The following is a 13,188-nucleotide window of genomic DNA, read 5'->3' on the forward strand; positions in this document are numbered from 1 at the left end:
TTATTAATCGGCGACAGAGGGTACATCAGCAAAGAACTCCAACTGGATTTATTCAACTATTCCAAGATAAATCTTTCGGTTCCAATGCGTAAAAACCAGCATAATTTTGTGGACTTTTGCAAGACAAAATCAAAAATCAGAAAGAGGATTGAAACCAATATTTCGCAACTGTGCGGACAGTTCTTAATAAATATTAACCTCGCAAAAACCTTTCAAGGTTTGGCAACAAGAATAGTATCAAAAATAACTTCTTTTACCATGATTCAATATCTAAATTTTTTCGTCTTCAAGAGAAGTTTGAATAAGTTAAAAATTAATTTGTGCTAAATGCACAACAGGTATAAAATATAATTTGAAAAGTTTTTATCCTCTAACTTATTCCATACATAATTATCTGAGCAATTATCAATTGTAGCATAAATTTCCGTTTGGTTTTCATTACCAAAAATGAATTTTTCATCTCTCCAAAAAACCATACGTGATGTCCTTTGATTAATTACATCAACTAATTCTTCTCTATAGTTTTTGGAGATTAATGTTGTTTCAAAATGTAAATTTTCAAATTCCGTTTTTATTGCCAAGTATTTTCTCAAGGATTCTAAATTATCTTCAGAAAAAAATAATTCTAGGTATGTTCGTCTTTTAAATTTTATCGTTGTTTTAGATTCTTCAACTACTTCAAAATCTAGATCCAAAAAAATTGATTTAAGATATTCTTTTTCTTCTATAAATTCCATTTTGGAAGTTTGCTTGGTTAAAATTGCCACTAACGGCTCGGCGGATTGGCGAAGTCCGCAATTGGAAGCTTTGCTTCCTGTTGTGGATTTAGCCAATCCGCAGATGTGTCGAAGGTTTTTGCGCAGCGAAGACGCTTTGACACATCTGCGGATGAAATCCGCCGAGCCGATATGCAAAGGTCGCAGCGGAGCGGAGACTTTTGCACATCACTCAAATATACCCAATCCCCTTCAATCCTCCTTACGGTTTCCCATAATCCAAAAAAAAATCCTGACATTGTCAGGACTTACTCATCAATGTGATATTTCTTTATATCAAATTCGAAATCAAAAAATTCTTTCGGCTGCGTTTTTAATGCAACAACAAACTTAGAAAATGTTTTTAATGTGAGATTTATTTTACCCGATTCATATTTGCTTATATCAGCACTATCAATATTTGTTAACAATCCCAATTGCTCCTGAGTCATTCCCTGTGCCTTTCTAATTGCCTTTACTCGTTTTCCAATAGCTATAGAGATATCCTTTAAAATGTCCATTTTGCTAGTATTTTAAGCAAATTGCGATAAAACATTAAAATTTCTATTGGGATATATCCCATGTATCAAATATTTTATTATATTTGTAACATAAGTTATAGAAATGTAATTTTGCGATACTCCAAAAAATATTAGAAGCTATTGCTTAGAAATCTCGTACCAGAAAATCGCCAATTTTCAAAAAACGCAACGAGACCCTAAGTAAAGTAGCTCACGGCCTAGGCGTGAGCTCACTTACGGAGTTTGTTGCAAGGCGTTTGGCGATGCCTCTGGTACAAATGATGATGTAGTGAGTTTCACGCCGTTTTTGTATCCATGCCGTTGTCCTTTTTACTCTACATTACTTCTAAGCTGCTTTTCTAACATACAGTATCAGGACAGGTACAATGGTTGCGCAGCCATTGCGGCAGTTTTGCCTTCTCGGGACACACATTTTCATTCATATCATTATTAATCTGGCGGATTGCCTTTGGCGGGAAAGCCTGCAAATACCCCTGCAGCGCCTTCCCCCATCGCAATCCCAAAAAACGGAACCATGACGCACTACTACAATGATACTTAGCACCTAAACGCGCTTAGAAAGCGGCCTAAAATCTTTAGCGTTAAGAAAATGGCAGAACGCAGCGTTAAGAAAGATTTGGCCGTAGGCATCTAAATCTTTTAGCGGAGAGAAGCCATTTTTAGCGTGAAGATTTTCAGCCTTGAAACCTAGCGAAGCGGTTCGCCGACTCCTTTAAAATATAAAAATAAGGCAGGAGGCAACTTTTGTAACTTTTGCATCAAGGCAAAAGTTAAGTTAAAAGATGCCCAAAAACTCTAATCTTTTTAATAAAGAGAAGTCATTTTTAGCGTGAAGATTTTCAGCCTTGAAACCTAGCGAAGCGGTTCGCCGACTCCTTTAAAATATAAAAATAAGGCAGGAGGCAACTTTTGTAACTTTTTCATCAAGGAAAAAAGAATAGAAAGCCCTTTCCCAAAAAGTTTGCAGACCTCAGGAAAGAGCAGCGTTACCCATTATTACTAATCAATAACATTACAAAACTATGCAAAAAAAGTTTTGCAGGCGGCTCCTGTCCCTTGCACTAACGGGAATAGCACTCCTCGCTTACGCCCAAAACCCCTTAAAGATTGGCGACGCCCTCCCCAAGCAGTTTTGGGAGACCCCGCTACAGATGGTCAACACCCCACAGAAAACCACCACCCTCGCCGCAGACAAAGATAAACTCATCCTTCTGGATTTTTGGAACACCTGGTGCAGTGCCTGCATCCTCAACTTCCCCAAGATGGAGGAACTGCAAAAGCAGTTTGGCGATAAAATCAAAATACTGGCTGTCAGCAACCAGGACCGCGCCACGCTGGAGAAGTTTTTCGCCTCCAAAAACGGCAGCAAATACAATCAGGTGCAGTCCGTAGCCGCAGACAAAATGATGCACAGCCTCTTTCCCCATCTTGGCGTACCGTTTATAATATGGATCAAAGATGGCAAGCTGCTTAGCACCACCGATGCAGAGCAGGTCAACCGGGAATCTATATCTGCCGTTTTGCAGGGCGATAAAAACAACCTACAGACCATTGTACAGCTGAGCCGGGATCGTCCGCTAATGCTCTCGGAGGCATTTGATGCCAACAAAAATGTAGACCTCCTTAATTATGCTTTTATGACAAAAGGCTATTTGCCGCAAATAGGGTCTGGCGGCACTTTCAGAAAAACAAAAGCAGGAAAGACCTACGGTTGCCAGATGACCAACGTACCTCTCAAAGACATCCTGTTTTCGGCAGGTTACCACCTTTTCGCAGACAAAAAAGACTCTAACGAATTTAATGAAAAACGCATAGTTTTTGAAGTGGCAGATCCTTCAAAAATTTTGGGGCAGTCTCAGCCCGACGGTACCTATGAGAGGAACCTGATGTACAGTTACGAATTCATAGTGCCGCAGGATAAGCCGGAAACGCTCTATCCGGCTATGCTGGATAACCTCAGCCACGTTACGGATTATGACATCAGTATAGAAAACCGAAGGACAGAGTGCCTGGTTTTGCAGAGGATCCCTGGCCCCGACAGGCTCAAAACAAAAGGCGGAGAGTTCAACAATACGTTTCCGCAGTCGCCGGCAGTGCTACAGAATTCACCATTGCAGGGCATGGTCAACATGATCAATGGCAACACGCCTATCCGGCTCCTGATGTTGGATGAAACGGGATATACAGATCATGTAGACCTTAGCATCTCAGGTGTCCAGACAGCCGAGCAGCTTAGCACAGAACTGGAGAAGTATGGGCTACAGGTGATAAGGGACTATCGCAATGTAGAGCTACTGGTGGTGCGTGATAAAAAAATGCTTTCATCTACAAAAAATTCTAATCCATGAGAACAAAATTGTACTTATTACCAATTCTCCTGTGGGCCAATATTTGCGCTGCACAGGCTGTCCTTACAGGCTATGTTGTGGAGGGCAAAAATGCCACACCACTTCGGGGTGCCCTCATCACCATTGTTAAGGCCAAACAGAGCAGCCAATCGGGGGCAGATGGCAGCTTCAGTTTTACGTCCCCGCCACAGCAGGGGGAGATAAAAGTCTCTTTGCAGGGCTATGCCTCTCAGGTATTACCATACCAACTGCCTCTTAAAAATCCTGTCACAATAATATTGCATGAGAAAGTGCAGGAGATAGAAGAAGTTACACTCAGTACAGGTTATCAGAAGGTCGCTAAAGAACGGGCAACAGGTTCGTTCTCGGTGGTATCCAAAAAAGTCTTGGATCAGCAGGTGTCGCCGTTTATACTGGATAAGCTGGTAGCATCAGCCAATGGGATTACGGTGTCAAATGGGACATCAGACGGAGATGCACAATTGATGGTAAGAGGGCTCAGCACCATCCGCGGGCCAAAATCACCACTCATCGTATTGGATAATTTCCCCTATGACGGCGATATCAAAAACATCAACCCCAATACCATAGAGAGTATTACGGTTCTTAAAGATGCCGCAGCGGCTAGTATATGGGGCGCCAGAGCGGCTAATGGGGTTATCGTTCTGACGACTAAGAAAGGTAAATTTAAAGAGGCATTGTCCGTAGAGCTTAATTCTTCTTTGTCTGTATCACAAAAACCTGATTTGAGCAGGATTCCGATGATGTCAAGCGCTTCATTTATTGATGTGGAGCAGCAATTGTTCAGCAGGGGCTTTTATGACGCCGATCTCACCTCGTATGACCACGTGGTGGTATCTCCTGTCGTGGCACTTCTGGATAAGCAGCGCAACGGTCTCATAAGTGATGAGGAAGTACGGCAACAGCTCAATTTTTTAAAAGGCATAGATGTTCGTGACCAGTACAAAAAATACATGTATGTGCCAGCCGTCAACAGGCAGTATGCCCTCAATCTCTCCGCTGGGAGCGAAAGGCTCTCATGGACAGGTTCTTTGGGTTATGACAACAATACCGGAACTCTGGATGAGAAGTACAGCCGGCTTAATATAAGGTTACAGAACAGCTGGAAACCGTTGGAGAACCTGACAGTCAGCACAGGGGTTTGGCTCACAAAAACAGACAGCCGCAGTGGTAGGTATGGCTATGGCTCAGTGACCATCAGGAACAATGGTTTGCCTTACATGCGCTTCGCAGATGACAACGGTAACGCATTGCCGGTTTTCAAGACCTATAACCAGGATTATAAAATGAGCCTGGGCGGCGGCAAGTTATTGGACTGGAACTACTATCCGCTCACCAATTGGCAGCACGAGCGTTCGTCTGCAAAAAACAACGAGATTATTTTTAATGCTGGCATCAATTACAGGATAATCCGCAACCTCAGCATAGATTTGCAGTACCAATACAGGCAAAATACACAGGATGCAGAGGCCATTAATGATGAGGAGAGTTATGCAGCACGGCATTATATCAACCTGTTTACCCAGATTGATGGCAACGCTGTTACTTACATAGTACCAAAGGGCGCCATCTATAGTACAAGCACGGGCACATCGGTGGTAAACAACCTGCGCAGCCAGCTGAACTACAACAAAAAATGGGGATTACATGAGGTCAATGGTGTAGCGGGCGCCGAGATCCGGGATATCACAAACAGCTACAGAAGCAACCGGTATTATGGCTACAATCCCAAGACACTCAGTTTTGCAAATGTTGATTACAATACCTGGTATCCCACCATCACAGATAGCTGGAGCGCCATATATTCCGGTGCTGCATTAACGGGTACCACGACCCGTTTTGTATCACTCTATGCTAATGCCGCCTACACCCTTGCCGGCAAATATACCCTTTCCGGAAGCATCAGGAGGGATGCCAGTAACCTGTTTGGGGTCAAAACCAACGACCTGTGGAATCCCTTCTGGTCTGTAGGTGCTTCCTGGGCATTGTCAAAAGAGAATTTCTATCAGTGGACAGCTCTCCCCGAGCTGAGGCTAAGAGGCTCCTACGGGTTCAACGGTAATATAGATCCGGCAATGGTTGGCGTATCTACTATTATATATGCAGGTACATCAATGTATACCCAATCTCCTGTTGCTGCCATCACCAATTATTTTAATCCTAATCTTAAATGGGAGACCATCCGGATCATCAATATGGGGCTGGATTTTGGCAGCGCCAATAATACCATTAGTGGATCAGTGGAGTATTATAGTAAAAAAGGCGACCAGCTGTTTGGGTATAAGCCAATGGACTATACAACAGGCATCACCAGCCTTCTTTGGAATGTGGCCGGGATGAAGGGCAACGGATGGGACTTTTCAGTTAACAGCCACAATCTCAGGCAGGCCTTCAGATGGGATACGCGGTTCAATCTGAGTATAAACCATGATCAGGTTACACAATATTACCTTTCCACCACTTTCGGCAACCAGTTTGTAAGTTCCTCGGTACCCGTTTCCGGCCTCGAAGGTAAACCGGTTTACAGTATTTTTGCCTACCGTTTTTCAGGATTGGATCCCAAAACCGGAGATCCCCTGGGTTATCTTAACGGGGAAATCAGCAAAGATTACACAGCTATTACAGGGACAGGGACCGATGTCAAAGACCTGCAGTACTTTGGTTCGGCAGTGCCAACCGTCTTTGGTAACATGAGCCACACCTTTGGCGTGGGTAACTGGAATATGGATGTCGCCATCTCCTATAAGTTGGGCTATTATTTTAGAAGGCCTTCAATCAACTATACCCGGCTATATACCGATTGGGCAGGCCACAGCGATTATGACCTGAGGTGGGAAAACCCGGGCGATGAATTGCGGACCAACATTCCGTCCGCGACGTATGAAACCAACTCCGCAAGGGACGAGTTCTATGCCGGCTCTTCAGCATTGATAGAAAAAGGGGATCACATCCGCCTGCAGTATATTAACCTGAGTTATAACCTCACGGGGCAGGTCTTACCCAAAATTAATCTCCGCTCAGCACAGGTGTATGCCAACCTTAGTAATCTGGGTATTCTTTGGAAAGCAACCTCAGCCAATATTGACCCCGATTATAATATGGCTGCTGTAAACCTTGTACCGCCATTGACGATGACCTTAGGGTTTCGTGCTAACTTTTAATTCTAATTTTTATGAAAAATATAATGACAATGATGTTATTGGCAGCACTGCTTTTTTCAGTCAGCAGCTGCCAGGATTTTTTGGATGAGAAGGCAGACGCCCAACTTACGGTTCCTGAAACAGTTGCCGACCATCAGGCCTTATTAGACAATTATATGGTAATGAATACCGAATTTACATCTGCCGCAATAGTGAGCACAGATGATTATTACCTCACAGATGCCCAGTTCAATGCCATTCCTTTTGAGGAAAACAAACGCCTCTATACATGGATGCCCGACCGCGTGGCCAAAGCATCCTCTCTGGGTAATGAATGGCAGAGCTGCTACCGGGCCATATACATTTGCAACATGGTGCTCTATAATCTTGATCAGCTCAAACTTAAGGGGACTGATGCAGATGAGGTACGCGGGCAGGCTTTGGCATTGCGGGCGGCAAGGTATCTGGATGCCGCGCAGGTATGGTGTTTGGCCTATGATCCTAATACAGCAGACCATACATTGGGCTTACCAATCCGCCTGGATCCCGATATGAGTATTCCGTCAGTACGCTCTACACTCCGGGAAACCTACAATCAGATAATTGCAGATCTTCAGGCAGCAATACCGCTCTTGCCACAAAAACAGGTGAGCCGGATGCGTATGTCGAAGGATGCGGCCTATGGATTTCTAGCCCGGGCTTACCTGTATATGGGAGACTATCAAAACGCTTTGATAAACGCTAAACAGGCCTTGGCCATTACAGGCACTCTTATGGACTATTCCACACTGGATCTTTCAGCCACTTATTCAATCGCTAATTTCAATCAGGAAATATTGTTCTGGTGCGTCTCTTTTTATGAACCCACCATAATGCAGGCAAGGATTCACCGCAGTATGTATGACAATTATGACAATAACGACCTGAGGAAATATGCTTTTTTTAGGATTAATGATGATAATGAAATTATATTCAAAGGCTTTTATAACCGAAACAATGGGCCAAACCCCGGTGTGGCAGTAGATGAACTGTACCTGATAACGGCAGAATGTGAAGCCGAGCTGGGTAATGTACAGGATGCTATGGCTTATCTTAATACGCTGTTGCAAAATCGTTGGGAGCCGGGCACTTTCACACCCTATGTAGCAACAAGCCGGCAGGAGGCTTTAGCCATTATCCGCAAAGAGCGGGAAAAAGAGATGCCACTCAGGGGAACCCGATGGGCTGATGTCAAGCGCTATAACAGGGATGGGGCTAATATCACCCTGCACCGCACCGTTAACGGGCAAAGCTATGAGTTACCACCCAATGATCCCCGCTATGCCGTAGCCATTCCGGAGGAGATTATACAAATTGCGGGAATCCCTCAGAATCCCAGATAAAAATAAAGGTTGGTTCGCACGAACCAACCTTCTTTTTAAATTAAAAAAAATAACTAAGGTTTACGTTGTGACGGATGAATCGCCAAAACCTGTGCATTGGTCTTTCCGCCAATTTGTGCACCCAGGCTCGAACCACTTGGAACCAAAAAGCTGCAAGGACGGTCACCTAAAGTCGCACAAGACGGTGCGGCTGATACCACTTGATAGTTAGCTGTTTTTGCAAATTCACCCTCAGCAGTACTGTTACTGTTGTATTCATATATAGTATCCGCTTTTACAGCCTTATCACCACTCTTCTTAAAAGACATGGCGCCAATAGCAGCCGTACAAAACACAGCGACGGCAACGCTCACATTTAGGATTGTATTTCTTTTCATATCATTGGTCTTTTTATACATCAAAAAAGATTACCGTAAAAACTTTAGTAGACCATCCGGATTTGGAACCATGCAGCAGTGTCTTAGATAATTGTGTACGCATAGTGTCTGGGGCTGCCGTACCTTCACCTGTTGCATTTCCGCTTCCCGAGGCGGTCTGATGGTTAAAAATGAGTAAAAAACGTTGGGGTCCGGACGGCTTTCGGCTGGCCGGTTCTAAGGTGAAAATATTATACATAGCCAATCAATTCTTCCGCAGCATCCGGCTGCGCTGTCATACATTCTGGCGGGACACCGCCGCATCAGATAATCAGGCATTAGCCTTCCCTTATAAGCTGCCATACCACAGATTTACCAAAATACAGAGGCAGTATCTGCCCTTTCTCAAAATAAGCAGTGGTACCTACCGGCCCTGCCACCTCCCATTCACCGCTGGCAGGGCAGCTCATGCCACTGGTGGCACAGATGGTTGATTGTTGCATACCAACAGTGGCTATTGCCCAGGCTCATGTTTCCAGTCCTGATTATCTTTTCGGGTTTTATCTTTATCTTCTGCATCATCGCCATCACGCTTTACCGTACCGTGTGGCGGGCTTGGGCTGTTCGCTGGTGAAGAGGCCTTGCCGGCAATACCGTTAAGAGGCAAAGCTGTGTTGGGGATATAGGATCCATCTTCCTCCATCCGGCAGGAGATCATAGTTCCGAGTAATAAAATACAGATCAATGAGATACTTGTTTTCATAATAATTTGGTTTTTAAGTGAGTATCCCGGCGCCGTTTTACATGTTAGAATTCTGATGCTAATGCAGAATGAGAGCAGCCTCAAAACAAGAAAATGGTGGAACTCTGGTTGCTAAAGTTCGAATTTTAGCAACCAGAGCTCCACCCAAAAACATACTATTTAACCAATAAATAAGCAGATATAATAATAATTTACTAATTTTAAAGAGCTTTTATTAAACACACAACAAAACAAGGTTCTTTTTACAGGTTTTTAAACGTTATTTAGGGGTATGATGCGTCACTATTTAATCTGTTTTTACATGATCATCATGACACAGGGCGTGTCAGGTAGCCAAACCTTGCCGGATTATTACAGCTGGGAAGAAAAATATGACCAACTTAAGAAAAATGACCCGGCAGCATTACCATGGATCCGCCGCAGCATTGCCACAGCAAAAATAACAGGCAACGCCAGGCATCTGATGCTGGCATACGGCGATGCTGTATATTATAGCGCCAAAAGAAATATGAAGCTATGCTATTCCGACAGCGCCGTTCAGGCTGCACGCAGGCTGGATAGCCCGGATGATCTCGCAAATAGTTTTCTGGGAAAAGGTATTATCTGGTATTTCAACTACAGGGATTTCCCAAAAGCGCTGCTGCAGTATACCTCTGCATATGCACTGTTACAGGATTCGGATAACCTTTATCTCAGGCATAAAACAGCCTACCACATGGGGGTGGTAAAAAACCACCTGGGGCTCTACGATGAGGCGCTCCCTTTATTCACCGGGGCCGCAGACTACTTCAACAGCCACCGCAACGATCCCTCAGACCCCAACGCAGCCTATAACAATACCCGGGGTTACCTCAACTGCCTCCATCATATGGCTCTTATTTATAGAAGTACTAGCCAGCCCCTGCAACTGCAAAATATTTTGGAACGTTGGGAACCAATGGTCAAAGATTCAGATGCCTTTTCTCAGGAGCGGGCTTACTTCCTGAAGGAGAAAGGCATACAGTACTATAACCAGCGCGCCTGGCACAGTGCGGCTTTGATGCTGCAGCAGGCGGCTGCCATGTTGCAAAATGCAGACGATGCAGCCAGCCTCGGTTCTGTTTGGTATTATCAGGGCAGGGTAGCACAGGCCATGCACGGCACAGCGACTGCTAAGGCTTATTTTCTAAAAACCGATTCGCTCTATACGCGCCTGCATCTGGTGACCTGCGAGATCCGCGCAGGATACGAAGGATTGCTGGCAATCCCGTCTTTACCAAGAGCCGACATACTACGCTACACCCACCGGCTGCTGGAGATAGACAGCATATTCAAAAAAGATTACCCCGCATTGGTGTCTCGCATCACTGCAAAATACGACCAGCTGAACCTCATCAGGGAAAACAGCCAGTTGGAGAAGGACAGGCTGGCTGCTAAAAAGCGGAACCGCTACGCAGTAGGCCTGGCGGTCTTTGTAATTACTTTATTGATATTTTTGTTCTGCAGGGAAAGATATTTAAGCAAAAGGTTTAGCCAGTGCCTCAGGGCTTATAACCAAAAAGAGGACTATCCCTTACGGCAGCAGGATGAAGAAAGAAATAATAATGATGAACATTATACGCCTCAAATGACCAGCCACGCACTCACACAGATTGATAAGTTTGAGAAAATGGCACTGTTTACAAAAAAAGATATGTCACTCCCGAAGATGGCCGAAATTACTAAAACCAGTCGCAACCTGCTCTCTTTTGTTTTAAAGTCCAAAAATGTAACATATTACCAATATATGAGGGAGGTCAGGATTCGCTATATAACCAGTCTCATGCTGCAAGACAAAAAGTATTTGGCATATACACTGGATACCTTAGCAGACCTGTGTGGCTACCAGTCGCGGCAGGTTTTCGCCAAACAGTTTCGGGAAATCAACGGCATTACCGCACAGGAATTTATAAAGCGTGAATTGGCAAGGGTTAATGAACAGGGTCACAGTGCCCCTGTGGCTGAAGACGGCAGCAGGCCTCCCGAAATAGCGCGAAGCAAAGAACTGTAAGGCATTACACAACTAAAAACAAACCACCGAAAATGAACTCAAACGACCTCATTGCAAAAGTCGGCCACCTTTGGCTGGACCTCGATCACAAACTCAAAGACCATAACACGCATAAAAAGCCCGATTTGCCTCAGGCGCAGCTGGCATTAATGGAAACCGACGAAGCCATCCGCACACTCAAATCCTGGGTCATTACCCATCAGTTTGATTCCTGGCAAAAAGAGATCCATTTCTTCAAGTACCTTAAGCCAAAGTTTGTCGCAAAATTTATATTCCTCTCAAAAGTTGTCGCTTTCTATTCAGGATTGCCTTACGGCGGGGACAAGCTGGTCAAAAAAAAGATAGAAACGGAGTTTGAAACCATGCGCATTTTTTCAGAAGACAACAGTGAGTTCATCAATTATTACAGAAGGCAATCTACCTATCTGGACAAAAAATATTTCCTCCGCTTTCAGTATGATCTTTATGTTCGTTTATCCCTGGATCTCCATAGTTTCGATGACCGCTTTTCAACCGCTCAGGATTATCTGGTCGCCCACATCCTGTCCAATGATGACTATGAAGGTTTTCTTAAAAAGCACTGGCAGCAGGTAAAAAAGGCACAGGAATGGCCAGACACACCGGCCGCCCACGCATTACAGTGGACAGGCTCCAAGGCGGCACTTACAGAACTCGTATTTGCGCTCGCCCTCAGTGGCAGTTTCAACCATGGCAATACAGATCTGGCGGAGATGGTCCGCCACATAGAAAAAGCCTTTGCCACAGACCTCGGCAACTACCACAAAACCTTCAGTGAGATCAGGGCCCGCAAATCCTCACCCGTCAAGTTCCTCACCCACCTCAGCGACATCCTCCGCAACCATATAGACAACACCGACGACTAACCCAACCTCCCAACACGCTAATCTCCGCCACCCAACCTTCCTTTCCTTCTCCCATTATCGCATTCTCACCAACCTCCACGTCCGTCAAATTCCTCACCCACCACAGTGACATCTTCCGCAACCATATAGACAACACCGACGACTAACCCAGCCTCCCAACACGCCAATCTCCGCCACCCAACCATTCTTCCATTCTTCCATTATCGCATTCTCACCCTGACCTCCCAACTCTGAACTCTGAACCTCGAACCCTGAACTTTAAACCTTCCCACTGTCATGCTGAGGCTCTCGAAGCATCCCTCACCCATCATCCAGCTTCCAACATCCATCATCCATCATCCAGCTTCCAGCTTCCAACATCCAACATCCAGCTTCCATCCCCCACCTTCATCTTTCCTCTTTTCTCTTGTTTCTTTTTTCTTTTTTCTTTTCTCTTTTCTCTTGATTCTTTCCACCCCATCATCCAGCTTCCATCCCCCACCTTCCATCTTCCATCACCCATCATCCAAAACCCTGAACTTTGAACTCCCAACCCTGAACCTCGAACTCTGAACCGTCCCACGCTGTCATGCTGAGCGGAGTCGAAGCATCCTCTCATCCTCTCATCCACTCTCCAACTCTCCAACTCTCCAACACCCATCATCCAAAACCCCGAACTCCCAACCCTGAGCTTTAAGCCCTCCCACTGTCATGCTGAGGCTCTCGAAGCATCCCACTACCATCCAAAACCTTGAACTCTGAACTCCGAACCATGAACCCTGAACTCTGAACCGTCCCACGCTGTCATGCTGAGGCTCTCGAAGCATCCCACTACCATCCAAAACCTTGAACTTTGAACTCCGAACTCTGAACCCTGAACCCTGAACTCTTAACCGTCCCACGCTGTCATGCTGAGCGGCGTCGAAGCATCCTCTCATCCTCTCATCCTCTCATCCACTCATCCACTCATCCACTCTCCAACTCTCCAA

General features: G+C 45.0%; 11 protein-coding genes and 1 pseudogene. 6 read left to right on the top strand and 6 right to left on the bottom strand.

The genetic code is table 11. The features are described 5' to 3' along the window. Positions 1-327 (top strand): annotated as a pseudogene (locus B0B05_RS16800) (IS982 family transposase); the annotation flags it as partial. Here the strand turns inward: B0B05_RS16800 and B0B05_RS04190 are convergent. Both B0B05_RS04190 and B0B05_RS04195 read right to left on the bottom strand, forming a co-directional pair. Then, on the bottom strand, positions 324-833 hold the full coding sequence (locus B0B05_RS04190) for a hypothetical protein (RefSeq protein WP_143745939.1): 510 nt from the start codon (positions 831-833) through the stop codon (positions 324-326). The pseudogene B0B05_RS16800 and the gene B0B05_RS04190 sit on opposite strands and share 4 nt — an antisense overlap. Positions 834-1,024: 191 nt before the next feature. Continuing rightward, positions 1,025-1,276 (bottom strand): helix-turn-helix domain-containing protein, encoded by a 252-nt coding sequence (locus tag B0B05_RS04195; RefSeq protein ID WP_076782239.1) that lies wholly within the window; start codon positions 1,274-1,276, stop codon positions 1,025-1,027. A 1,043-nt stretch (positions 1,277-2,319) separates the two neighbouring features. On the opposite strand from B0B05_RS04195, the gene B0B05_RS04200 reads away from it, so the two are divergent. From B0B05_RS04200 to B0B05_RS04210, 3 genes are read left to right on the top strand one after another with little or no spacing between them, the layout of a single operon-like run. After that, entirely contained in the window at positions 2,320-3,645 is a 1,326-nt protein-coding gene (locus B0B05_RS04200) for a TlpA family protein disulfide reductase (protein WP_076782240.1), read from the top strand. Next, on the top strand, positions 3,642-6,827 hold the full coding sequence (locus tag B0B05_RS04205; RefSeq protein WP_076782241.1) for a SusC/RagA family TonB-linked outer membrane protein: 3,186 nt from the start codon (positions 3,642-3,644) through the stop codon (positions 6,825-6,827). Before B0B05_RS04200 ends, B0B05_RS04205 begins: the two co-directional genes overlap by 4 nt. An 11-nt stretch (positions 6,828-6,838) precedes the next feature. Next, entirely contained in the window at positions 6,839-8,188 is a 1,350-nt protein-coding gene (locus B0B05_RS04210; protein ID WP_084173879.1) for a RagB/SusD family nutrient uptake outer membrane protein, read from the top strand. Between the two features lie 53 nt (positions 8,189-8,241). Here the strand turns inward: B0B05_RS04210 and B0B05_RS04215 are convergent, their stop codons facing one another. From B0B05_RS04215 to B0B05_RS04225, 3 genes are all read right to left on the bottom strand, one after another. Further along, positions 8,242-8,541: a hypothetical protein gene (locus B0B05_RS04215; protein ID WP_143745940.1), complete on the bottom strand. Its 300-nt coding sequence runs from the start codon at positions 8,539-8,541 to the stop codon at positions 8,242-8,244. Between the two features lie 341 nt (positions 8,542-8,882). Continuing rightward, a complete protein-coding gene (locus B0B05_RS16540) occupies positions 8,883-9,047 on the bottom strand; it encodes a hypothetical protein (RefSeq protein ID WP_159435828.1) in 165 nt (54 codons plus the stop codon). Positions 9,048-9,058: 11 nt separating this feature from the next. Next, positions 9,059-9,307, bottom strand: a complete 249-nt coding sequence (locus B0B05_RS04225; RefSeq protein WP_143745941.1) for a hypothetical protein — start codon at positions 9,305-9,307, stop codon at positions 9,059-9,061. A gap of 301 nt (positions 9,308-9,608) precedes the next feature. Between B0B05_RS04225 and B0B05_RS04230 the strand changes: the two genes are divergently transcribed. Continuing rightward, positions 9,609-11,336: a helix-turn-helix domain-containing protein gene (locus tag B0B05_RS04230; protein ID WP_076782246.1), complete on the top strand. Its 1,728-nt coding sequence runs from the start codon at positions 9,609-9,611 to the stop codon at positions 11,334-11,336. Positions 11,337-11,368: 32 nt separating this feature from the next. Then, positions 11,369-12,220 (top strand): RteC domain-containing protein, encoded by an 852-nt coding sequence (locus B0B05_RS04235; RefSeq protein WP_076782247.1) that lies wholly within the window; start codon positions 11,369-11,371, stop codon positions 12,218-12,220. 328 nt (positions 12,221-12,548) lie between these two features. Here B0B05_RS04235 and B0B05_RS16545 read toward each other — a convergent pair whose 3' ends face one another. After that, entirely contained in the window at positions 12,549-12,782 is a 234-nt protein-coding gene (locus B0B05_RS16545) for a hypothetical protein (RefSeq protein ID WP_221406965.1), read from the bottom strand. Positions 12,783-13,188 lie beyond the last annotated feature (406 nt).

The organism is Epilithonimonas bovis DSM 19482, from assembly GCF_900108115.1.
Lineage (GTDB): Bacteria > Bacteroidota > Bacteroidia > Flavobacteriales > Weeksellaceae > Epilithonimonas > Epilithonimonas bovis.